Source organism: Bacillus sp. ISL-34 (assembly GCF_018613325.1).
In the GTDB taxonomy this organism is placed as follows: domain Bacteria; phylum Bacillota; class Bacilli; order Bacillales; family DSM-1321; genus Peribacillus.
This window is the reverse complement of the sequence record NZ_JAGGQJ010000023.1, coordinates 85,048-109,278: the sequence shown is the minus strand read 5'-3', so window position 1 is coordinate 109,278 and position 24,231 is coordinate 85,048. Positions and strand designations below refer to the sequence as shown.

Below are 24,231 nucleotides of genomic sequence, written 5' to 3'. Positions count from 1 at the left end.
ATTTCCTATGTTTATATGAGGAGGATGTACATGTTAACAAAGCAGGTCAAGCAGCTACTTATTACCATCGTCGGTCAAGAGAATTATGATGACTCGAAAGTGGAATGTCTAGTCTATTCATATGATGCAACGCCAGGGTTTCAAGCGATGCCGGATGCTGTTATTAAACCGGGCTGCACAGCAGAAGTCGCAGCCATCGTCAAAGTTTGCAACGAATACAATGTTTCGATCGTTCCACGCGGTTCTGGGACGAATTTGAGCGGAGGCACCTGCCCGACAGAGGGGGGGCTTGTCCTTTTATTCAATCGAATGAATTCATTGCTTGAAATAGATGAGGAAAACTTAACGGCGACCGTACAGCCTGGGCTCATCACGTTGGACTTGATTTCATCGGTTGAAGAGAAGGGCTTGTTTTATCCGCCTGATCCAAGTTCGATGAAAATCTCAACGATTGGCGGCAACATTAATGAGAACTCTGGTGGACTGCGAGGATTAAAGTACGGAGTCACCCGTGATTATGTCATCGGGCTTGAAGTGGTCCTTCCGAATGGGGACATCATTCGAACAGGGGGCAAGCTTGCCAAAGATGTAGCCGGATACGATTTAACGAAACTTTTTGTCGGCTCGGAAGGAACCTTAGGCATCGTTACGGAAGCAATCTTAAAGCTGATCCCAATGCCGGAAACTACAAAGACGATGCTTGCCTTATATCAAGATCTGGATGCTGCAGCCCAGTCAGTGGCCAAGATCATTTCACATAAAATCATTCCTGTTACATTGGAATTTCTGGATCGGCCTACGTTGATCGTTGTTGAGGATTTCGCGAAAATCGGTTTGCCCACCAATGTGGAAGCCGTCCTGCTGATTGAACAGGATGGTCCGCCTGAAGTGGTGGAACGTGATATGAAAAGGATGGCCGATATCTGTCTTGAGGAAAAGGCGGTTTCCGTGGAAATTGCTGAAACGGAATCTGATGCTGTCGCCTTGAAAACAGCAAGACGGACAGCCCTTTCCGCACTGGCACGCCTCAAGCCGACGACCATTTTGGAAGATGCAACCGTTCCCCGCTCGGAAATTGCCAAAATGGTTAGAGCGATTAATGAAATCGCTGGCAAGCATAATGTGGACATTTGCACTTTCGGTCATGCTGGGGATGGGAACCTGCATCCAACGTGCATTACCGACGCTCGTGATCAGGAGGAAATGGAGAGGGTGGAGCTCGCTTTTGCCGACATTTTTGCCGCGGCTATCGACCTTGGCGGGACGATTACCGGTGAACATGGTGTAGGAGCGATGAAAGCTCCTTATCTTGAATGGAAGCTGAAGAAAGAAGGGATTGATGCCATGAGAGCGATAAAGCAAGCATTCGATCCCAATAACATTATGAATCCCGGCAAAGTATTTGCCAAGGAAACAAGGAAAAGGGTGGTGGTTTCTTCATGACGACAGTTCAGGAAAGGGAAACCATTTCCATTCAATTCGCGGAAAAAATGAATGAAGATGAATTGTTGAATTGCATGCGCTGCGGCTTTTGCTTGCCCCATTGCCCGACATACATAGAATCGGGGCTGAAGGAATCTTATTCACCAAGGGGCCGGATTGCACTTATGAAAGCGGTGGCCGATGGTGTGATTGAGCCCGATGAGGATGTAGAACGTTCGTTGAGTCTTTGCCTCGGCTGCAGGGCTTGTGAACCTGTGTGTCCTTCAGGTGTGAAATATGGACATCTACTTGAAGACGCAAGGGATATCATCCATCAGAATAAAAAGCACAGTTACCCTGTAAAAACGATCCGCAAGGCCGCTTTTAGTGGATTATTCCCGCACCAGGAGCGAATGCAGGCCATGACGAGTTTGCTTGGCTTTTATCAGAGATCAGGCCTGCAATACATGACCCGTAAAACGGGAGTCCTCAACATGCTTCCGGATCATTTGGCAACCATGGAAAAAGTGCTGCCGAAAGTCCCGAAAAAATCAGAAATGAAAAATAGGCCAACCGAGCTGCCTGCAATCGGAACGCCGCTCAAAAAGGTGGCTTTTTTTTCCGGCTGCTTGATGGATACGATGTTTTTGGAAACGAACAAGGCAACACTAAAGCTTCTTCAGCTTGCCGGATGTGAAATCGGCATTCCGAAATCCCAGGCATGTTGCGGGGCGCTGCATGGGCACAGTGGCGAAAAAGCAGGTGCAAAGCAACTGGCCAAGCGGAATATAGAAGCTTTTGAAGCGGAAGAAGTTGATTATATTATTACGAATGCCGGCGGCTGTGGAGGTTTTCTCATAGATTATGACCATCTGCTCCAAGCTGAACCGGAATGGCACGAACGTGCAATCGCATTTAAAAATAAGTTGAAAGATATCAGCGAGATTCTTGTTGATTTGCGTTTTCAGGAAAGAGTTCGCTTGAAACTGCCAGCTCAATCAGTAACTTTTCAGGATTCCTGTCATTTACGGAATGTGATGAACACCTCCTTGGCACCGCGAATTCTCCTTCAATCAATAGAAGGAATCGACTTCAGGGAAATGAAGGATGCCGATCGATGCTGCGGCTCCGCTGGTATTTATAATATTGTAGAATCTGAGATGTCCATGAATATTCTCGACTCCAAAATGGAGCACACGAAATCGACACAGGCCGATATTGTTGTCACGGCGAACCCTGGCTGTCTTCTGCAAATGCAATTGGGGATCGAGAGGGAAAACTTGGGGGAATGTACGAAAGCGGTGCATATTGCAGACCTGCTAATAAATGCTGTGGCTTTATAATAGAAGGAAAAAGAATGCCAGCAAAAATATGAAATCATAAAATGGGATTAATTGGTTAAACATTACATTTTTATAAATAGGGAAACCCTTGTAAACCCTCGATATCAATTGAAAAAATGTTCTGTGCTGAGAACGATTTGTAAATGATATAACAAAAATGAAATATTGATTCCTCGTTTATTTAGGTTCATAGCGGGTAGAGTTTATACATAGCACCCACTAAACGAAACAACAAAACCTAAGGAGGAATGTAAAATGAATAAAACAGTATATGGAGTATATGAATCAAATGCAGAAGTGATCCAAGCAATTAATGCACTTAAAGCAAAGGGCTTTGAAGGGGACGATATAACGGTCGTTGCAGACAAGGAAGAAACATTGGATTTCACGAACACTCAACGCGAAACGGATGTTCATACAATGACGAATGTTCCTAACGACGAATCATTTATGGACAAGGTGGCACGTTTCTTCATGCCGGAAGATACGGCAGACCTTTCAACAAGACTGGCGAATGCAGGCCTTTCGAATAGTGAAGCGGCTGAACATGTCTTTGATGTAGAAAATGGAAAAGTCCTGGTTTTGGTTGAAGAAGGTGAAGGCCATCTTGGAACGGCAAGAGATAAATTCACAACTGGTACAATGGACACTGCAGGTACAAGGCTTGATACAAATTCCACTAACCAACTGTATAATGGCACTGAAAAAACCGATACATTAAATAAAGAAGATGTTTATGGAGTCAACGGACAAGGCCGTGAATTGCCAGAGGATGAAAGGACGCTTAAACTTCGGGAAGAACAGCTGAAAATTGATAAAGAAAGAGTACAGACAGGTGAAGTCGTCATTAACAAAGAAGTCAATGAACAACATAAAACGATTAATGTCCCTGTTGAACACGAAGAAGTGACAGTCGAGCATAGATCAGTTTCAGGACGTGAATCGGATCTGGAAACTGGAAGCATTGAAGATGGGGAAACAATACGGATCCCCGTTGTTGAAGAAAAATTGGAAGTTTCGAAAAAACCGGTCGTCACAGATGAAATTGTCATCAAGAAACATGCTGTACAAGAAACGGAACAAGTTCGGGATACTCTTAAAAAGGAAGATATCCAGCTTGATAGTACAGATGAATCGATCGTGAATGAGAAAAATGCAACTGAACGTAGAACCGACCGCTTCTAAGAGTGAAGGAAATGACCTGCAGTTTTTAAAACTGCAGGTTTTTTTTGATTTCAAAGCTTGGTCAAAGGTTCGAACCTAGGGGAGTGTTTAATTAGCACCCATCAGGGTATAAATACACATAAGAAGAAATATCGGAATGATAGGAGGAGGAAGATGCATGGGAAAAACATTATATGGTGTTTTTAATACGGAAAGAGAAATAATCCAGGCTATTCAATCCCTCAAGGAAAAGGGGGTCCATGAAGGAGGAATAACGGTAATAGCTGATAAGAAAGAAGATTTGGATTTCGTCAATCAAAAGCGTGATCCGGATGTCGACGTCGTTACTAACTCTAACGAGGATTCCTACATTGATAAGATGAAACACTTTTTCCTAAACGAGGGTTCTGAAGATATAAGGAACCGATTAGGTGGGTTAGGGCTTGCCGATAATGAAGCCACCGCTTATATAAATGAAGTGGAGGCTGGGAAATTCCTAATTCTTTTAGATGAATCGGAAACCGTATCAGCACAAGAGAGCATAACTTCCAATCGCATGGAGAATACGGACGAATCTACAGAGAATCCGCTTAAAACAGGGGTGGTGAACAATCCGGACCCGAACCTTTTTCCTGAAACAACAGCAAATGCCTATCAAACAGGGGAAGTGGAAGCACAGCCAGGAAGAAGCGAAGAACTTCATGGGAATTCTGCCAACATCTTTGAAAATGAAGAGCTGGATACGAAGCGAGCTCAAGAAAGGGAAATCTGGGGGAACTCCACAGAAAAATTTAAGAAGCAAAAACCAGGGAATTATGAAGGAACATTAGCAAGCGACCCTCATGCAGACCCGTTTTCTGCTGATACTGATAAAGTCCTTGATGCACAAGGATCCCTGGATCGGACCGTGAGCCCGAATGCTGACGGGCAGCAAGAGGAAGGCTTGCAGGATGAATACATCAAAAATCGAATCAATACCGACAATCTGTAATACGCAAAAATAACAGCCTGAACAATGCTGTTCAGACAGTAGACAAACCGGGTTTGTATAACTTGAACGATGCCTCCAGGCACTCGCTTTTTCGCGGGCGGTCCGCCCTCGGCGCCTATGCGCCTGCAATGTCTCCCCTGGACGCGCTTTTCCTGCAGGAGTCTCGAACACCCGCACTAATCAACTTTGTTTTAAAATTTAGATGGAACCCCTTTTGTCTACAAACTGAGATAACAGCCTTCACAAGGCTGTTATTTTTTAGGAATGAAAAAACCCTTTAGGCAAAGCGTTCCCCCGTTCGTTAGTTAGGGATCTCCGCTATACTATTTGCTTGTTTATTGTTAAAGCCGCAAGGTATAATGACAAAGGAATTTTATTTTTAGTAGAGTAACAAGGAGAGGGAGAAACATGGAAAAAAACGTGTATGGTGTTTTTGACTCTAACCCGGAACTACTTGCTGCAATTCAAGACTTAAAAGCTAAAGGCGTATCTGGCACCCAAATGACAGTGGCAGCTGATATAAAAAATTATGTGCAGCTTGGAAATGAAAATACGGATATACTGATCATCGCCAATCAGGATAAGGAGGACTCTCTTTTTTTAAAAATCTTCCACTACTTTACAGATGAAGGATCTGGAGATTTACGCAGCTTTTTCACGAAATACGGCTACTCTTTTGCTGAAACAAAAGCGATGCTTGAAGAAGTGAAAGCAAAAAAGTTCATCTTGCTGCTTGATGAAGAAGTCTCCATCGAAGAACTGAAGGCTGGCGAAGCGAAATCAAAAAAATAACAGCCTTTGAAGGCTGTTATTTTTTTAATCCTTCTTCGAGGGCAGTGATCATTTCCTGTTTTTCCTGCTCAGATGAATTTTGCCAGATGACCTCGAATAATACTCCCAAACCAGGAAGCATTTTTTCCTCACCATTTTGTATGGCATCGACAATCGTGTCTTCCAGTTGTTCTTGCGAATTTCCAGATACATTTTGGATAATCGCATTACGTAAGTTCAAATTCATAATTATTCCTCCTCTAACACATAATGACTGACATTAATAGCATTTCACAAACTCGCATGCAATATGTATGTGAATTGCGTTATAATAGGAAAATCAGTGTGAAGTTAAAGGAGCGTTTACCCTTGAAATATATAGAATCCGTAAAAAACCCGCAAGTTAAGCAATGGAAAAAACTTTTGACGAAAAAAGAACGCGATAAAACAGGTAAATATTTAGTCGAGGGTTTTCACCTTGTTGAAGAAGCCTTAAAAGAAGAAATCGTCTTGGAAGTGATCATCAATGAAGAAACTGAAATGCCTGCCCATTTTAAGGTGGAAGACACAGAACTCATTTATGTGAAAAATGATATAATGAAGGCGATTTGTGATACCGAAGCCCCGCAGGGAATTGCCGCGGTTTGTGAACAGAAATTGACAAGCATGGCGTCCATCAATCCGGATAAACTATTGTTGATTGATGCCGTCCAAGATCCAGGGAATATAGGAACGATGATCAGGACAGCAGATGCAGCTGGAATCGATGCGGTCATACTTGGCGAAGGGTGTGCTGACTTGTATAATCCTAAAGTGGTCCGTTCGACGCAAGGGAGCCTCTTCCATATGCCTGTCATTAAAGGGAACCTTTCCGAAATCATCGATGAGCTGAAGCAAAGCGGCACACCGGTTTATGGCACGGCATTAGAAGGCGCATCGCCATTTGAAGAAGTGGAAAAGTCTTCCCGATTTGCCCTGCTGGTCGGTAATGAAGGCCAGGGAGTATCGAAGGAATTACTGGAGAAAACGACAAAAAACCTTTATATTCCCATCTACGGAAAAAGCGAATCACTGAATGTGGGGATCGCTGCCGGGATTTTAATGTACCATTTACGAAAATCGATTTGAAACGGCCGAAGAATTATAATATAATAAAACAGAATTTTATAATGAAAACGACGATGACAAAGAGTAGTAGCTTAAGTTAACCATATCCAGGGAAAAAATGCCTTGACTGAAAGCATTTTTATGGCACCGCTTAAGGGAATTCACCTTTCGAGTTGGCATTGGGAAGACAGGATGTCCGAAAAATGTTCCGGTGAAGAGCCGTTATTTTTAATGAAGTGAGTGCAGAAGTTTATTTGTTTGTGCACTAATAAGGGTGGTACCGCGATACATAAACCTCGTCCCTTTAGGGATTGGGGTTTTTTTGTGTTCATTTTTACAAAAGGAAAATAAAGGAGGAAGACATGATGCAGGAACGATTACTAGAACTGCAGGAAGAAGCGTTGCAAAAAGTTGCCGCCGCTTCCGAATTAAAAGAACTGAATGAAGTCCGTGTTGCTTATTTAGGGAAAAAAGGGCCAATCACTGAGGTATTGCGCGGCATGGGTAAATTATCTGCCGAAGAACGCCCGAAAATCGGGGCACTAGCCAATGATGTACGGGAAGCGATCGCAACAAAGATCGAGGAGAAACAAAAAGCACTTGAAACTGCGGCAGTCAATGCAAAGCTAGCAACTGAAACGATTGACGTCACACTTCCAGGACGTCCGGTAAACAAGGGGAACCTTCACCCATTAACACGTGTCGTGGAAGAAATCGAAGACTTATTCATCGGTATGGGTTATACCGTTGCGGAAGGCCCTGAAGTTGAAAGCGACTACTACAACTTCGAGGCACTTAACTTGCCAAAAAGCCATCCGGCACGTGATATGCAGGATTCCTTCTACATCACGGATGAAATCCTGATGCGTACGCACACGTCACCTGTTCAAGCCAGAACGATGGAAAAACATAAAGGTCAAGGTCCTGTTAAAATCATTTGCCCGGGAAAAGTATATCGCCGTGATAACGATGATGCGACACACTCCCATCAATTCCAGCAAATTGAGGGCTTGGTCATCGATGAGAACATCAGCATGAGCGATCTGAAAGGAACGCTTGACGTATTTGCGAAAAAAGTATTCGGGCAAGATCGTGAAATCCGTCTTCGTCCAAGTTTCTTCCCATTTACGGAGCCTTCCGTCGAAGTGGATATTTCTTGTAAAATCTGCGGTGGTAAAGGCTGCAGTGTATGTAAACAAACAGGCTGGATCGAAGTGCTTGGCGGCGGGATCGTTCATCCGAACGTCCTTGAAATGGCTGGCTTCGATTCCAAGAAATACTCTGGATTCGCATTTGGAATCGGCGTGGAACGGATTGCCATGTTGAAGTACGGTGTGGACGATATCCGTCATTTCTATACGAATGATGTTCGATTCTTAAAACAATTCAACCATCACGAAGCATAAATTTTTATTTTAAAAAGGAGGACCTACCATGTTTGTGTCATATAAATGGTTACAAGATTATGTTGACCTTTCAGGCATCAATGCGACGGAGCTAGCTGACAAAATCACGAAAAGCGGCATTGAGGTTGAAGGGGTGGAAAAGAAAAGTGAAGGGCTAAAAGGAGTCGTCATCGGGCATGTCCTTGAACGTGAACAGCATCCAAATGCTGATAAATTGAATAAATGCCAAGTTGATATCGGGGCCGAAAATCCCGTTCAGATTATCTGTGGCGCACCGAATGTCGATAAAGGCCAAAAAGTCGCAGTCGCTACTGTTGGCGCAGTCCTTCCAGGTAATTTCAAAATCAAGAAAGCGAAACTTCGCGGAGAGGAATCGCACGGGATGATTTGCTCGCTTCAGGAATTGGGCTTCGAATCCAAGCTCGTTTCCAAGGATTATGCTACAGGTATCTTCGTCTTCCCTAATGATGTGGAAGTGGGGAAAGATGCATTGGAGGAACTTGGTTTAAGTGATGAAGTGCTGGAACTTGGGCTTACTCCTAACCGTTCCGACGCATTGAGCATGCTTGGTGTTGCATACGAAGTGGGAGCCATTCTAGGCCGGGAAGTGAAATGGCCGGTTGTCGAGAAAGAAGAGGCAGAGGAAAAAGCAACTGATTATATCAGTGTCAAAGTGGAAGCGAAAGAGGATAACCCGATATACATTGCTAAAATCATCAAGGATGTTAAGGTCGGACCCTCACCGCTTTGGATGCAGACTAGGCTGATGTCTGCAGGTATCAGGCCTCATAATAATGTGGTGGATATCACGAACTACATTTTACTTGAATACGGCCAACCGCTCCATGCCTTTGACTATGACCGCTTTGGTTCAAAGGAAATCGTCATCCGCAGAGCGAAGGATGCTGAAAAAATCGTAACATTGGATGAAGCTGAACGCACTTTGACACCTGACCATTTAGTGATCACAAATGGCAGCGAGCCTGTAGCGATAGCTGGTGTGATGGGCGGAGCGGATTCCGAAGTGAAAAATGATACGACGAACATCATTATTGAGAGTGCATATTTTGCTGGTACAGTAGTTCGTAAAGCTTCAAAGGACCATGGATTACGCAGTGAAGCCAGTGCCCGCTTTGAAAAAGGCGTCGACCCGGCCCGTGTACGTGAAGCTGGAGAACGTGCTGCACAATTGATTGCACAATATGCAGGCGGAACAGTCTTACAAGGAGCAGCAGAAGTTGACGAATTGACAATGGAACCTGCAGTCATTAGCATCACTCTTGAAAAAATCAACACACTTCTTGGAACAAGCATGACCGTATCAGTTGTGGAATCGATCTTCAAACGTCTGCAATTCGGCGTTGAACTTGACAATGAAACATTCACAATCACAGTCCCGACGCGCCGTGGTGATATTACGATTGAAGCTGATTTAGTCGAAGAGGCTGCACGTTTATATGGATATGATAACATTCCCGCTACACTGCCGATCGGTTCTGCTACCCCAGGCCATTTGACTGACTATCAAATTAAACGGCGGAAGGCACGCCGTACACTTGAAGGCGCAGGGCTTTATCAAGCGGTGACCTATTCACTGACAAGCCAGGAAAAAGCGTCCCAATTCGCATTGGAAGCAAGAGAATCCATACGATTAGCAATGCCAATGAGTGAAGAACGGAGCCAGCTGCGTTTAAGCATCGTGCCACAATTGCTGGAAGTCGTGAAATATAACAATGCCCGCCAAATTGATTCACTGGCACTGTATGAAATCGGTTCGGTATTCTTTAAGCGTGACGAACAAGAACTGCCAGAAGAAAAAGAACATATTGCTGGAGCAATAACCGGCCTATGGGAGTCACATCCATGGCAAGGTGAAAAAAAACCAGTGGATTTCTTTGTAGCCAAAGGTGTAATCGAAGCATTATTCGATACACTTGGATTAGCTGATCAAATCAGTTATCGCCAAGCGGAAATTAACGACATGCATCCAGGACGGACAGCCGAAGTACTGTTGAATGGTGATGTGATTGGCTTTATCGGCCAAGTGCACCCAACTGTCCAAAAAGACTTGGATATTAAAGAAACATACATTTTTGAACTTTCCCTAAAAGCATTGGCCGAAGCCGAAGTCGCGCCGATTGCCTACCAAACCATTCCGCGCTATCCATCAACCACACGCGATATCGCGCTCGTTGTGGATCAAGCTACGAAAGCCGGGGACATTCAGGATATTATTGAAGAAGCCGGTGGCAAACTTCTGAAAGAAGTAAGCATCTTCGACTTATACGAAGGTGAAAGAATGGAGGAAGGCAAGAAATCCATTGCCTACTCACTAAAATACTTTGACCCGGAACGTACACTGACGGACGAGGACATTACAAAAGCACATGATAAAGTGCTTGAAGCCGTTAAAGAAAAAGCTGGCGCGGAACTAAGAGGATAAAACCCAAAAGACAGCTCCCTGAATCTTGGGAGCTGTCTTTTTGGAGTTTACGAGTAAATGGAACAAACTTACGAGTAAACCGCACGAACTCGCGAGTAAACCGCGCAAACTCACGAGTAAATAGTGCAAACTCACGAGAAAAAGGCGGCTGTTCCAAAAGATCAGCCGCTTTCTTTCATTTATGATATTTCTGTTGATATAGTCGCTTCGCTTTTTCTGTATTGGCGAAGTGGGTTTTCGTGAATTCGTTTAATGAATCGATTCCTTTTTCATGAATCAATCTTGCGGCCGCTTCATCGACTGCAAATCCGGCTCCTTTAGGGATTTTGAATCGAGCTTTTTCACTCAGCAAGTCAAAGCGTTTGACGAATGCATACCGGGCCAGGATGGATGCGGCTGCTACTCCAAGGTGTATGCCTTCCGCTTTTGTGCATAGATAGGTGGCATTAGCTTGAAATAGTTCTTGGCCTTTTAGGTAATTGAAAAATACCTCTGGTTGAGCGAATTGATCAATAAGGACCGCTTCCGCTTGTTCCGGGTCGATTTTTTGCATGAGATTCTTGATTGCTTGGTTATGGAGGAGTGCCTTCATTTTTCCTTGTGACATTCCCTTTGCCTGGAGCGCATTATATTTCGGGTTGTCGCATGTGAGCAGGCTGAATGGCACTACATCCTTAATCTGTTTGGCAATTTCGATGATCTGTGGATCTTTCAGATTTTTGGAATCCTGGACACCAAGTTCTTTCAATAGGGCAAGTTGCTCCTTTTTTGCATATACGGCTACGACGGTGATCGGGCCGAAATAGTCTCCTGTTCCGACCTCATCGGAACCAATCACTGACATGGTCCCGATATTTGCAGGCGGCGAATAACGATGGACATTCACTGACGCAGAGGATGCCGTTTTTTTCTTTGGAGCTGCAGCAGTGGTACCATTTTGCCATTTTGCCGCTTCAAGTTCGGCATTTTTACCCTGGAAAAGCACCTTTCCAGATTTATAGGCGGTCACCGTACATAGCGGCGGTTTGGCGGAAAAGATGCTCCCAGGCGGCAGCTTGGCGGCCAGGGATGAAGAATAGTGGGACTTCATTGCCTTTATTTGTTCGGGACTGATAAGTAAAACAACATGGGACATAATGGGTAAGCTCCTAACTTCATTTTGTTTATTAGGTAATCTTCCTAAATTCGTTTTCGTTTGACAAATTATTCAAATTTTTATGCGAGAAATGACGATGTACTCTCTTTCATGACGAAAAACTTCGTGATATGATAGAATTAGGATTGTTTAGATTGGGGGCATCATTTTGTCAGACGATAAACGAAATAAAACAACAGTTGATATATACGGTCAACCATATACAATCGTCGGCACAGAAAGCGCAAGCCATATGCGCCTGGTCGCTTCGATGGTTGACGAAAAAATGAGAGAGATCAGGATGAAAAATCCATACTTGGATACAAGTAAGCTAGCGGTGCTAACGGCCGTGAATACCATCCACGAATATATTAAATTAAAAGATGAACTAGACCAGCTTCAACTGGAATTAAAGAGAGAGAAGGACTGAGTACATGCTTGATTTAGCAATTCTGGCCATTCTTTTAATCGGTTTATTAATCGGTTTAAAGCGTGGCTTCATTTTACAAACGGTTCATATGACAGGGTTCATAGTAGCCTTCATCGTCGCCTATGTATTTTACGGTGATCTTGCTCCCAATTTGAAATTGTGGATTCCGTTTCCGACGATGGGTGATTCCTCGACCCTTAATATGTTTTTCGATACAGTCGGGCTTGATACGGCGTATTACAATGCAATTGCCTTTGCAATCATTTTCTTTGCTGCCAAGATTCTTTGGCAAATGATAGGATCCATGCTCAACTTCATTACCCATCTTCCGATATTAAAGCAGCTGAATCGCTGGGGTGGAGGGATATTGGGTTTTCTCGAAGTCTATCTTATCATGTTTATTATATTATATATAGCTGCCATGCTGCCAATGGATTCCATCCAGAAACCATTAACGGGCTCATTTATGGCAGAATCGATCGTGAAGCATACGCCGTTCCTTTCCGAGCAAGTGAAGGAACTTTGGTTTCATGACCTAAAACAATCTTAATGTCACTATAATAGGGCCTGCCTCCCTTTCTCAAAGTCCTGGATTCCTATACTTTGAACGGGGGAGGCCCCTTTTTATGCAGCAATATGTAACTTCCTCCTGAGTCAAGAATCGGACTGCTTGTACTTTACCTCCAAGAAAGGTATCTTTAAGAAAGTGAACATGGGACACCCTACTAATTTTTTCGGCGGTGAATTAGATGACAATTAATAAAAAAGATATCATTAAATTATTAGAAAAAATTGCAATATATATGGAATTAAAAGGAGAGAACCCATTCAAGGTTTCAGCTTTCCGAAAGGCAGCAGGCGCCTTGGAAACGGATGACCGGAGCCTGTCGGAGATCGAAGATTTTACGGCTTTAAATGGAATCGGGAAAGGAACGGCATCCGTCATCGAAGAGTATATAAATGAGGGGAAATCGACTGTACTTGAAGAGCTTCAGGAGCAGGTGCCAAAAGGATTGATTCCGCTCCTGCAGCTTCAAGGATTGGGCGGGAAGAAAATTGCCAAGCTTCATAAAGAGCTGCATGTCAATGATGTGAATGATCTTAAAATCGCCTGTGAAGAAGGCAGGGTCGCGGCGCTTGCCGGTTTCGGCAAAAAAACGGAAGAGAAGATCCTGTCTGCAATTGCCGAGGCTGGTTCAAGGCCCGATCGGCTGCCCCTTGCCTTCATGAGGCCGATTGCGGCTGATATCGAAACGGCCCTTGCTAACATGGAATACATCATCCGTTCTTCCAGGGCAGGCAGCATCCGGCGTATGAGGGAAACCATCAAGGACCTCGATTTCATCATTTCGACAGATCATCCCGAAGAGGTTAAGAATCAACTGCTTGCATTAAAGGGGATAAAGCAGGTGATTGCGGCCGGTGATACAAAAGTATCGGTCGTGCTTGATTATGAATATGATATTTCTGTTGATTTCCGAATCGTGAAGGATAAGGAATTCATCACGACACTCCATCATTTTACAGGTTCGAAGGATCACAATGTGCGGATGCGCCAGCTTGCTAAAGATCGCGGAGAGAAGATCAGCGAATATGGGGTGGAAGTGACTGAAACCGGTGATGTATTGACGTTTGAAACGGAAGAACAATTTTATGATCATTTTGGCCTTCCTTTCATTCCGCCAGAAATACGTGAAGACGGAACGGAAGTGGAGCATTATGATGCTAGTGAACCTCTCATCTCTTTAGAGGCCATTAAAGGTGATCTGCATATGCATACCACATGGAGTGATGGGGCTCATACGATTGAAGAAATGATTGAAGCATGCCGTGCAAAAGGGTATCGATATATGGCCATCACCGATCATTCACAATATCTGAAAGTGGCGAACGGCTTGACCGCGGAACGTTTACGTGAACAAAAACGGATCATCCATGAACTAAATGAAAAATACGCTGACTTTACCGTTCTTTCAGGAATTGAAATGGATATACTTCCTGATGGGACACTTGATTATGAGGATGAGCTGCTTGCAGAGATGGATTTGGTGATCGCATCGATTCACTCAAGCTTTTCACAGCCTCGGGAAACGATCATGGAGCGCTTAAAGACGGCTCTGAATAATCCGCATGTCGATATCATCGCCCATCCAACGGGAAGGATCATCGGCAGACGCGCCGGATATGATGTGGATATAGAGATGCTGATTGAACTGGCCCGTGAAACGAATACTGCCTTGGAATTGAATGCGAATCCGAACCGATTGGATTTGGCACCTCCCCATTTGCGCAAGGCGCAGGAAGCAGGCGTTCCGATCGTAATCAATACGGATGCCCACAGCATCGACATGCTTGAACATATGCCTGTTGGGGTCTCGTCAGCCAAAAAGGGCTGGATTAAAGAATCAACGGTCCTTAATGCAAGGGATACGGATGGATTATTGGCGTTTTTAAAGAGAAATGATTAACTATTTGCCCATAAATAAGGAGGAGCTTTAACTCCATGCATAATAAAGCTTTAAAGACATTGGAATTTCATAAAATAAAAGAACAATTAATCTCACACGCATCCTCATCCATAGGAAAAGAGAAGGCAGAGCAATTGATGCCTTCCACGGATTTTGAAGAAGTGTCGAGATGGCAGGAAGAAACTGATGAGTCAGCCAAAATCGTCCGGTTGAAAGGTAACTTGCCATTGGGCGGAATTTTCGATATCCGTCCACATGCAAAAAGGGCACAGATTGGCGGAATGCTATCACCGATGGAACTGATGGAACTTGCGAGTACGATTCGTGCCGGCAGGATCCTCAGCCGTTTCTTCGAAGAACTCGCAGAGCAGGAAATTGATGTTCCGCTTTTAGCCGAATATATCGATTCCCTTCATCCATTGATTGATTTGCAACAAGAAATTACGTATGCAGTGAGCGAACATGGCGAAGTGATGGATTCTGCCAGCGACAAGCTTCGTACCCTAAGGAACCAAATTCGAACGAACGAAAGTCGTGTCAGGGAAAAACTAGAAAGCATGATTCGTTCTTCCAATGCATCAACAATGTTATCCGATGCCATCATCACCATCCGGAATGACAGATTCGTCATCCCGGTAAAACAGGAATACCGCAGTGTGTATGGCGGGATCATTCATGATCAATCCTCATCAGGGCAGACGTTGTTCATTGAACCGCAAGCAATCGTTCAACTGAATAATGTCTTGCAGGAAACCCGAGTGAAGGAAACACAGGAAATAGAACGGATATTGGTTGAGCTATCGGAAAAAGTCGGTGCGTTCACCCCTGAATTGCTTCATAATGTCAAAGTGCTCGCACAAATCGATTTCCTTGTCGCCAAGGCAAAGTATGCAAAAGCGATAAAAGGATCCAAGCCGATTCTGAATAATGAGGGACGCGTTAAATTATTCAAAGCGAAACACCCCCTCATTCCGAGTGATGTTGTCGTGGCAAATGATATTTTTCTTGGTGATGAATTTACGACAATCGTCATCACCGGTCCGAATACAGGAGGGAAGACGGTTACCCTGAAAACGATTGGCCTCTGTACGTTAATGGCCCAGTCCGGTCTGCAAATCCCTGCGCTGGATGGTTCCGAAACGGCTGTGTTTTCCTCTGTTTATGCCGATATTGGCGATGAACAGTCAATTGAACAAAGCTTAAGTACATTCTCTTCGCATATGGTCAATATTGTCGATATCCTTAAGCATGTCGATTATGACAGCCTTGTTTTATTCGATGAGCTTGGAGCGGGAACTGACCCACAGGAAGGTGCCGCCTTGGCCATTTCCATTTTGGATGAAGTGTATAAGCGCGGAGCACGTGTTATTGCAACGACACATTACCCGGAATTAAAAGCGTATGGATATGATCGGGAAGGCGTCATTAATGCAAGCGTCGAATTTAATGTGGAAACCTTGAGTCCCACCTATAAACTTTTGATCGGTGTACCAGGGCGGAGTAATGCGTTTGAAATTTCCAAGCGCCTTGGTTTGGAAGAAAGCGTGATAAGCAGCGCCCGCAGTCATATTGGTGAGGATACGAATAAAGTTGAGAATATGATAGCGTCATTAGAAGACAGCCGCAAGAAGGCAGAAGAAGAAGAACTGGAAGCCAAGAATCACCTGAAACAGGCGGAAATTCTTCATAAAGACCTTCAAAGGCAAATTGATGAATACCATGAAGAACGGGATGCGATGGTCGAAAAGGCAGCAAAAGAGGCAGCCTCAATCGTTGAAAAAGCACAAAAGGAAGCGGAAGCAATCATTGCCGACTTACGTAAACTGCGACTGGAAAAGCATGCCGATGTTAAAGAGCATGAACTGATCGATGCCAAAAAGCGGCTTGAAGAAGCAGCGCCCAAAGTGAAAAAAACGTCAAATAAAGCTGCTAGGCCGCTGGATAAAAGCTTGAAACCTGGAGATGAAGTAAAGGTAGTAAGCTTTGGCCAAAAAGGTCACTTGATTGAGAAGGTCTCAAATAATGAATGGCAGGTACAGATCGGCATCATGAAGATGAAGGTGAAGGAGTCTGACCTGGAATTCATCAAGAGCACAAAAGTAAAAGAAACAAAGCCGCTTACCACGATCAAAGGCCGCGATTATCATGTTAGCGTGGAACTTGACCTCCGTGGAGAACGCTTTGAAAATGCAATATCAAGAGTGGAAAAGTACATTGATGATGCTCTTTTGGCCGGTTATTCGAGTGTTTCCATCATTCATGGTAAAGGAACGGGCGCTCTTCGGTCCGGGGTCCAGGAATACTTGAAAAATCACCGCTCTGTCAAAAGGATTCGCTTCGGTGAAGCCGGTGAAGGCGGAACAGGTGTTACGGTGGTGGAATTTAAATAAAAGGCAAGCTGTCACTCCGGCTATTAGCCTAGCCGGGTGGCTAGTTACCAATCGGGAGTTGGACCATGGAGAACATGTGGGAAAATGAATATGTATATATAGCTGCTCGCTACAGTGTCGTCATTCTGTGCATGATTGTTTTTTTAGCCATTTTTGAACTTGTCACAAAGTACAAGAACTGGGAGGAAATCAAACAGGGCAACCTTTCTGTCGCGTTGGCAACAGGTGGTAAAATATTTGGGATCGCCTATGTATTCCAACAGTCCATTCTCCATCAGAATTCGCTTCTTACCATGATTGGCTGGGGCGTATACGGATTTGTCCTGCTGTTGATCGGTTATTTCATTTTTGAATTTATGACTCCTGGATTTAAAATAGATGAAGAGATACAAAAAGATAATCGGGCAGTTGGATTCCTATCGATGATCATATCAATCGCATTATCTTTTGTCATCGGGGCCGGAATTTCTTAAAGCCCTTCATGAGAGGGAGTAAGCTGTGGAGAAACTTGCAAAAGTCTTAATTGTTTGTTGCGGAATCTTTTTTCTGTTTGGAATCATTTATATGACATTCTTCAACTGAAGCGGCCATTGTGCCGCTTCTTTTATTTGAACTCTATTAAAAGATATTATAATAATAATGGTCAAATAGACTGAAGAGGAGGCGGAATATGGATAACTCCACATTGATACAAAAGATTGAAGAATGATACAAAAGATTGAAGAATTATCGCTGAATGCTTTACCGGCCATATAAATCCAAATCTATGACGGATGGGTTATCCGATTTGCGGGTGGATATACGAAACTGGCGAATTCTATCACCCCCATCTATACATCGAATGAAAATGTGAAAAAGAAAATATGGAATTGTGAACAATTATATTTTTCAAGGAAGTATAAGGCAGTGTACAAAATGACTCCACAGGCAAAGCCTAACAACTTGGATAGTGTACTGGAAGAGTCGGGGTATGTCCTAGAAGGAACAACAAGTGTCCAAGTATTGAATTTGGCTGAAACAAATCACCGAAAGAAACCAATGTCATAAAATATGATCATTTACAGGATGGCTGGTTTCACGATTTCTGCCTCCATGATCAAACCATCCTGAAAAAGATGTTAAGGAACATCATTCCAAAAACATGCTTTATGTTGCTGACTGATGAGGGTGGAGACGTGACAGCAATTGGACTGGGTGTTTTGGAAGACAAATACATAGGCCTGTACAATATCATTACCCATGAAAACTTTCGGAACCAAGGTAATGGAGCAATACTCATTAGTAATCTATTGCATTGGGGTAAAGAAAATGGAGCAAAAAATGCTTATCTTCAGGTGATAGAAACGAACGCGCCTGCTCTAAACTTGTACAGGATAATGGGGTTTGAAGAAAAATATAAGTATTGGTATAGAATTAAAACTAAGGAGTAGGACCACTCCTTTATATGACGAAATTAAAGGAAAACTTGATTATCCTTTATGTTTTTTACTAGATCATACAAATGAAACCTTCACGGGATGTGAAGAAATTTGCGATACTCCTGCCGAATATCTGGCTAGCTTACGCTTGCGGTGAGGAGCTTGGCAGACAGTCGGCGGAAAAGGATCGGATTTCTGAAATCAGTTGGAACTTTTTTTAAAGAAAAAATTGAAGGTGAACTGGTTTGTTTCCCTTTTTAAGTGTTTCATCCTATATTCCCTGTGGTTGATATAGGACATTCTTCATTCATCATACTCTTGAATTCGGCAATTGTAAGAAAATCCCGATTGTATTATAATGATAAAGAGTATTGAGAATATTCAGAAGGAGGGGGAAAATGAGCAATAAGCCTTGGCAAGCATTTTATCCTGAACAGATACCAGCTGTTTTGTCGTACGAAGATAAACCTCTTTATTCTTTTTTGAAGGAATCTGCCGAAGAATTCCCTGATAAAGTATCGATTCATTTCCAGGGAAAAGAACTGACTTTCCGGGAAGTGCATGAATCTGCTTTAAAGTTTGCAGCCTATTTAAAAAGTATCGGTCTTCAAAAAGGTGAACGCGTTGCCGTCATGCTTCCTAACTGCCCTCAGGGTGTCATAAGCTTTTTTGGGATATTGATGGCCGGCGGCGTCGTCGTTCAAACGAACCCAACCTATACTGAACGTGAATTAGAATATCAAATGAAAGATTCCGGAGCGAAAATAATCTTAGTGATGGATATTTTATTCCCCCGTGTCACAGCTGTCGCATCAAGAACGGATATAGAACATATAATTGTAACCGCTATCAAGGAATATTTGCCTTTCCCGAAAAATCTTATCTATCCTTTTATACAAAAAAAGCAATACGGCATTGTCATCAATGTGGAGCATGAAGGGAATCATCATTTATTTTCCGAAATCATGAAACAAAAGATCACTGAAGAAGTCACTATGCCGATCGATGTGGATAATGACCTTGCTCTTTTGCAATATACAGGTGGGACAACAGGCTTTCCAAAAGGGGTCATGCTTACCCATAAGAATTTGCTGGCAAATACGAAGATGTGCAATGCATGGCTTTATAAAAATAAGCGAGGTGAGGAAAGGATCCTTGCGATTCTGCCTTTCTTCCATGTGTACGGTATGACTACAGTTTTGGTTCTATCCGTCATGGAAGGAAACACCATGATCATCATGCCGAAATTTGATGTCGAAGCGACGCTTAAAACCATCCAAAAACAGAAACCGACCATGTTTCCAGGAGCGCCAACGATGTATATCGGTCTCTTGAACCATCCGGATATCGCTAAATATGACCTTTCTTCCATCAATGCCTGTATAAGCGGTTCTGCATCATTGCCATTGGAGGTCCAGGAGCAATTTGAGAAAATTACCGGCGGGAAGCTTGTTGAAGGCTATGGTCTCTCTGAAACCTCACCGGTCACACATGCTAATTTCATTTGGGATCAGCCGCGAGTAAAAGGAAGCATTGGACTGCCATGGCCAGATACCGACTCGGTAATTCTGTCCCTGGAAACCTTTGAAGAGCTTCCTCCGAATGAAATAGGCGAGATTGCCATAAAAGGACCACAGGTAATGAAAGGATATTGGAACCGTCCGGATGAAACGGAAAAAACCTTTAAAAATGGATGGCTGCTTACAGGCGATCTGGGTTACATGGATGAGCAGGGGTTCTTTTATGTCGTCGAGAGGAAAAAGGATACAATCATTGCAGGCGGTTTCAATATATATCCACGTGAGGTGGAAGAGGTGCTATATGAGCATGAGGCCATACAGGAAGTGGTTGTGGCAGGCATCCCTGACCCATATCGCGGTGAGACCGTCAAGGCCTATGTCGTACTGAAAAAAAATGCCAGGGCCACTGAAGAGGAATTGAATGAATTTGCCAGAAAGAACCTGGCTTCCTATAAGGTGCCGCGCAGCTATGAATTCAGGGATGAACTTCCTAAAACGACGATTGGAAAGATCCTGAGGAGAGTCCTTATCGAGGAAGAAAAGAAAAAAATATCCGAGGAAAGAAAAGAAGCTTAAACAAGCACCCCTTTTAACGGAGCAGCGGAAGAGTGCTCCGTGTTTTGCAGAACGGCTGGACAACCTATGGATGGGGGCTGTACAATGAACATAAGTGGAATGTCAGGACTCTTGAAGTTTTTGCTTGACAGTAAAGGGTCGTCATTTTATGATAGAAATATGAATGATGATTCATTCATTTTCTGAAAGGGGACATCCAGTGAAAAGCAACAGACCAAAGTATAATCAAATTATTGAAGCGGCCGTTATCGTCATTGCCCAAAACGGTTACTATCAAGCCCAAGTATCCAAAATCGCCAAGCAGGCAGGCGTAGCCGATGGAACCATATATCTATATTTTAAAAATAAAGAAGATATCTTAATATCATTATTCCATGAAAAGATGGGCTCTTTTGTGGAACAGATCAAAGAAGAGATAAAAGGAAAGACCACTGCTTCGGATAAACTGCATGTGCTCATCCGAAAACATTTTCATAACCTTTCAGAAGACGTGAATTTAGCAATTGTCACTCAGTTGGAATTAAGACAGTCGAATAAAGAATTGCGCCTAAGAATTAATGATGTGTTAAGAGGGTATTTAAATTTAATCGATCAGATCATTATAGAAGGAAAAGAGAACGGCGAATTCCTGCCTGATTTAAATAATTTACTTGCCAGGCAGATGATTTTTGGAACGATTGACGAAACAGTGACGACTTGGGTCATGAATGAGCAAAAGTATTCGCTCCCTGACCTTGCATCAGACGTTCACCGCCTTCTAATTGGCGGCTGTGGCCTTAAAAGTTAACGATTTAAATAGAGGATGGCTAGCCATCCTCGAAAGAATCGGTTAATTCTGCTTCCAGCTTTATCGGGAAGTGATACATATTGAATTTTCTAAAAAGTTTGACTAGCATGCCTGGAGGGATTGATATGAAATACCTTAAGCTTTCTGTCGAAAATCATGTGGCTTTTATAACGATTGATCATGCACCTGCAAATGCACTTTCTTCGGCTATCATCGGAGAGCTGTCGCAGGCCTTCGATCAAATTGAGAAAGACGAAACTGTACGGGTTGTCCTTCTTCATGGTGAAGGAAGATTCTTCTCTGCTGGAGCAGACATTAAAGAGTTTACAGAAGTGGAAAACGGTAAAGCTTTCGAGAAGCTGACCAAGAATGGTCAATCTGTATTTGAAAAAATCGAATCTTTTCCAAAACCGGTCATTGCAGCCATCCATGGAGCGGCGCTTGGCGGAGGGTTGGAGCTGGCCATGGCCTGTCACATCCGTTTGGTAACCGAAAGGGCAAAACTGGGTCTGCCTGAGCTGCAATTGGGCTTAATCCCTGGATTTGCTGGGACCCAACGTCTTCCTCGTTATGTGGGCATGGCAAAGGCAGCTGAAATGCTGTTTACAAGTGAACCGATTTCAGGTACCCAAGCTGTGCAATGCGGATTGGCGAATCATGCCTTCACGGATGAAGAACTGATTCCGAAAGCTAAGGAACTGGCCAATAAAATTGCCAAGAAAAGCCCGCTGGCTTTAAAGTCGGCGATAGAGTTATTAAATTATTCTAAGCATGATTCCTACCATAAAGGTGTGGAAAGGGAAGCCGCCCTCTTTGGCCAAGCTTTCGATACTGCTGATGCACAAGAAGGAATCGGCGCTTTCATTGAAAAAAGGGAAGCTGTATTCAAAGGGAAATGATGATTCGGTATAAATAACTATTTTTATATATCATGCAGGGTTTTGATGAAATCTGTAGAATACATTACTATATATCAATAAAATTCATAATCTTCAAAACTCAAATCATTCGGGAGGTATTATTGTGAACATTTATGTACTGCTGAAAAGAACATTTGATACAGAAGAAAAAATTACACTATCCAACGGGAAAATTAACGAGGATGGAGCAGAATTCATCATTAATCCATACGATGAGTATGCAGTTGAAGAAGCAATCCAGGTGCGTGATGCACAAGGCGGCGAAGTAACGGTTATTTCCGTCGGAACCGAAGAGGCTGAAAAGCAATTACGCACGGCGCTGGCAATGGGTGCTGACAAAGCCGTATTGATAAATATAGAAGACGACATAGAAAATGGCGACCAATTCACGACTGCCAAAATTATAGGCGAATACTTAAAAGATAAAAAAGCCGATTTAATCATTGCAGGGAACGTTGCAATCGATGGCGGTTCTGGTCAAGTGGGACCACGCGTTGCCGAAATTTTAGAAATTCCTTATATTACTACCATTACTAAGCTGGACATCGCAAATGGAAATGTAAGCGTTATCCGTGATGTCGAAGGGGACTCTGAAACGATCGAAGCATCCCTTCCATTGTTGGTGACAGCTCAACAAGGGCTAAATGAGCCACGTTATCCATCATTGCCGGGAATCATGAAAGCGAAGAAAAAACCGCTTGAAGAATTGGAATTGGATGACCTGGGTTTGGAAGAGGAAGATGTTGAGGCAAAAACAAAAACGATTGAAATTTACCTTCCTGCTAAAAAAGAAGCTGGAAAAGTATTGGACGGCGAAATCGGTGATCAAGTTAGCGAACTTGTTCAATTATTACGCAGCGAAGCAAAAGTGATTTAATCGAAACGATACTTTTTCAAAATAACGACACACGACAAAAAGATAAAATAGAGCACAGGAGGTTTTTATAAATGGCTAGAAAGTTTCTTGTATTGGGCGAAGTTCGTGACGGTTCACTGAGAAATGTATCATTTGAAGCTATCGGTGCGGCTAAACTTGCTGCAGATGGCGGGGAAATCGTAGGTGTCTTAGTTGGTGACAGTGTTCAAAATTTTGGAAATGAATTGATCCAGTATGGGGCAGACCGGGTTGTTGCAGTCGAAAATGATCAATTGAAACAATATACTTCAGATGGGTATGCTCAAAGCTTGCTTGCCGTCATCGATCAGGAAAAGCCAGAAGGGATTTTCTTTGGACATACGGCCCTGGGAAAAGACCTTGCACCTAAATTGGCTGGAAAGCTTGAATCAGGATTGATCTCAGACGTTACTTCCATTGAAGAAGAAGGCGGAAATATCGTTTTCACCCGCCCGATCTATTCCGGTAAGGCATTTGAAAAGAAAATTGTTACAGATGGCGTGATATTCGCGACAATCCGTCCGAACAATATCGAACCATTAGCGAAAGATGAGTCCCGCTCTGGTGATGTTTCTACATTAAGTGTGGATATCAAGGATTTACGCACAATCATTAAAGATGTAGTCAGAAAAGCAAGTGAAGGGGTCGACCTTTCGGAGGCGAAAGTAATCATCGCAGGTGGCCGCGGCGTGAAAAGTGAAGATGGCTTTGAACCATTAAAGGAACTGGCACAAGTTCTTGGCGGAGCGGTAGGGGCTTCCCGCGGAGCATGTGATGCGGAGTATTGCGATTACTCTTTGCAAATCGGGCAAACGGGTAAAGTCGTAACACCTGACCTTTATATCGCCTGCGGAATTTCCGGTGCGATCCAGCATTTGGCGGGGATGTCCAACTCCAAGGTTATCGTTGCCATCAATAAAGATCCGGAAGCTAACATATTCAATGTGGCTGATTATGGAATTGTCGGAGATCTTTTCGAAGTCGTTCCATTACTTACGGAAGAATTCAAAAAACTTAAAGTTAACGCTTAAGTGAAATAATAAAG

Annotated in this window: 22 protein-coding genes and 1 other annotated feature; of the genes, 20 read left to right on the top strand and 2 right to left on the bottom strand. The window is 43.3% G+C overall.

Annotated features, from left to right (window positions below):
- Positions 1 to 30 precede the first annotated feature (30 nt).
- The 5 genes from glcD to J7E52_RS16015 all read left to right on the top strand — a co-directional run bounded on the left by glcD (position 31) and on the right by J7E52_RS16015 (position 5,712).
- On the top strand, positions 31 to 1,443 hold the full coding sequence (gene glcD / locus J7E52_RS16035; protein WP_214748428.1) for a glycolate oxidase subunit GlcD: 1,413 nt from the start codon (positions 31 to 33) through the stop codon (positions 1,441 to 1,443).
- Positions 1,440 to 2,765, top strand: a complete 1,326-nt coding sequence (locus J7E52_RS16030) for a (Fe-S)-binding protein (RefSeq protein ID WP_214748426.1) — start codon at positions 1,440 to 1,442, stop codon at positions 2,763 to 2,765. Before glcD ends, J7E52_RS16030 begins: the two co-directional genes overlap by 4 nt.
- A 255-nt stretch (positions 2,766 to 3,020) precedes the next feature.
- Entirely contained in the window at positions 3,021 to 3,950 is a 930-nt protein-coding gene (locus J7E52_RS16025; protein ID WP_214748424.1) for a YsnF/AvaK domain-containing protein, read from the top strand.
- Positions 3,951 to 4,107: 157 nt separating this feature from the next.
- Entirely contained in the window at positions 4,108 to 4,920 is an 813-nt protein-coding gene (locus J7E52_RS16020) for a YflT domain-containing protein (RefSeq protein ID WP_214748421.1), read from the top strand.
- A gap of 408 nt (positions 4,921 to 5,328) precedes the next feature.
- Entirely contained in the window at positions 5,329 to 5,712 is a 384-nt protein-coding gene (locus J7E52_RS16015; RefSeq protein WP_214748418.1) for a general stress protein, read from the top strand.
- A gap of 16 nt (positions 5,713 to 5,728) precedes the next feature.
- Here J7E52_RS16015 and sspI read toward each other — a convergent pair whose 3' ends face one another.
- Positions 5,729 to 5,938: a small acid-soluble spore protein SspI gene (sspI, locus tag J7E52_RS16010; RefSeq protein WP_214748415.1), complete on the bottom strand. Its 210-nt coding sequence runs from the start codon at positions 5,936 to 5,938 to the stop codon at positions 5,729 to 5,731.
- Positions 5,939 to 6,060: 122 nt separating this feature from the next.
- Between sspI and J7E52_RS16005 the strand changes: the two genes are divergently transcribed.
- The 3 genes from J7E52_RS16005 to pheT all read left to right on the top strand — a co-directional run bounded on the left by J7E52_RS16005 (position 6,061) and on the right by pheT (position 10,647).
- On the top strand, positions 6,061 to 6,819 hold the full coding sequence (locus tag J7E52_RS16005) for a TrmH family RNA methyltransferase (RefSeq protein ID WP_286197808.1): 759 nt from the start codon (positions 6,061 to 6,063) through the stop codon (positions 6,817 to 6,819).
- Between the two features lie 44 nt (positions 6,820 to 6,863).
- Positions 6,864 to 7,105: a binding site (T-box leader), on the top strand.
- 58 nt (positions 7,106 to 7,163) lie between these two features.
- Positions 7,164 to 8,204 (top strand): phenylalanine--tRNA ligase subunit alpha, encoded by a 1,041-nt coding sequence (gene pheS / locus J7E52_RS16000; RefSeq protein ID WP_098370018.1) that lies wholly within the window; start codon positions 7,164 to 7,166, stop codon positions 8,202 to 8,204.
- A gap of 28 nt (positions 8,205 to 8,232) precedes the next feature.
- A complete protein-coding gene (pheT, locus tag J7E52_RS15995; RefSeq protein WP_214748409.1) occupies positions 8,233 to 10,647 on the top strand; it encodes a phenylalanine--tRNA ligase subunit beta in 2,415 nt (804 codons plus the stop codon).
- A 175-nt stretch (positions 10,648 to 10,822) separates the two neighbouring features.
- On the opposite strand, the gene rnhC is transcribed toward pheT, so the two are convergent.
- A complete protein-coding gene (rnhC, locus tag J7E52_RS15990; protein WP_214748406.1) occupies positions 10,823 to 11,782 on the bottom strand; it encodes a ribonuclease HIII in 960 nt (319 codons plus the stop codon).
- 169 nt (positions 11,783 to 11,951) lie between these two features.
- Here rnhC and zapA point away from each other — a divergent pair, with 169 nt between their 5' ends.
- From zapA to J7E52_RS15935, 12 genes are all read left to right on the top strand, one after another.
- Positions 11,952 to 12,212 carry a cell division protein ZapA gene (gene zapA, locus J7E52_RS15985; RefSeq protein ID WP_048678967.1) on the top strand — a complete coding sequence of 87 codons (261 nt, stop codon included), beginning with the start codon at positions 11,952 to 11,954 and terminating at the stop codon, positions 12,210 to 12,212.
- Positions 12,213 to 12,216: 4 nt separating this feature from the next.
- Positions 12,217 to 12,762 carry a CvpA family protein gene (locus J7E52_RS15980; protein WP_214748403.1) on the top strand — a complete coding sequence of 182 codons (546 nt, stop codon included), beginning with the start codon at positions 12,217 to 12,219 and terminating at the stop codon, positions 12,760 to 12,762.
- A gap of 199 nt (positions 12,763 to 12,961) precedes the next feature.
- Positions 12,962 to 14,680: a DNA polymerase/3'-5' exonuclease PolX gene (polX, locus tag J7E52_RS15975; RefSeq protein ID WP_214748400.1), complete on the top strand. Its 1,719-nt coding sequence runs from the start codon at positions 12,962 to 12,964 to the stop codon at positions 14,678 to 14,680.
- 35 nt (positions 14,681 to 14,715) lie between these two features.
- Positions 14,716 to 17,070, top strand: coding sequence for an endonuclease MutS2 (locus J7E52_RS15970; RefSeq protein WP_214748397.1), 2,355 nt, complete (start codon positions 14,716 to 14,718; stop codon positions 17,068 to 17,070).
- A gap of 65 nt (positions 17,071 to 17,135) precedes the next feature.
- Complete coding sequence (locus J7E52_RS15965; protein ID WP_034309012.1) at positions 17,136 to 17,543, top strand: DUF350 domain-containing protein; 408 nt, start codon at positions 17,136 to 17,138, stop codon at positions 17,541 to 17,543.
- Between the two features lie 433 nt (positions 17,544 to 17,976).
- Positions 17,977 to 18,117 carry a hypothetical protein gene (locus J7E52_RS27040; protein WP_286197807.1) on the top strand — a complete coding sequence of 47 codons (141 nt, stop codon included), beginning with the start codon at positions 17,977 to 17,979 and terminating at the stop codon, positions 18,115 to 18,117.
- A gap of 68 nt (positions 18,118 to 18,185) precedes the next feature.
- Entirely contained in the window at positions 18,186 to 18,500 is a 315-nt protein-coding gene (locus J7E52_RS27035; protein ID WP_286197806.1) for a GNAT family N-acetyltransferase, read from the top strand.
- A 386-nt stretch (positions 18,501 to 18,886) separates the two neighbouring features.
- Positions 18,887 to 20,584 carry a long-chain-fatty-acid--CoA ligase gene (locus J7E52_RS15955; protein WP_214748394.1) on the top strand — a complete coding sequence of 566 codons (1,698 nt, stop codon included), beginning with the start codon at positions 18,887 to 18,889 and terminating at the stop codon, positions 20,582 to 20,584.
- Between the two features lie 199 nt (positions 20,585 to 20,783).
- Complete coding sequence (locus tag J7E52_RS15950) at positions 20,784 to 21,371, top strand: fatty acid metabolism transcriptional regulator FadR (RefSeq protein WP_214748391.1); 588 nt, start codon at positions 20,784 to 20,786, stop codon at positions 21,369 to 21,371.
- Between the two features lie 125 nt (positions 21,372 to 21,496).
- On the top strand, positions 21,497 to 22,270 hold the full coding sequence (locus tag J7E52_RS15945; protein ID WP_214748388.1) for an enoyl-CoA hydratase: 774 nt from the start codon (positions 21,497 to 21,499) through the stop codon (positions 22,268 to 22,270).
- 124 nt (positions 22,271 to 22,394) lie between these two features.
- Positions 22,395 to 23,168, top strand: coding sequence for an electron transfer flavoprotein subunit beta/FixA family protein (locus J7E52_RS15940; RefSeq protein ID WP_214748385.1), 774 nt, complete (start codon positions 22,395 to 22,397; stop codon positions 23,166 to 23,168).
- Between the two features lie 71 nt (positions 23,169 to 23,239).
- On the top strand, positions 23,240 to 24,217 hold the full coding sequence (locus J7E52_RS15935) for an electron transfer flavoprotein subunit alpha/FixB family protein (protein ID WP_214748382.1): 978 nt from the start codon (positions 23,240 to 23,242) through the stop codon (positions 24,215 to 24,217).
- The last annotated feature ends 14 nt before the right edge of the window (positions 24,218 to 24,231 follow it).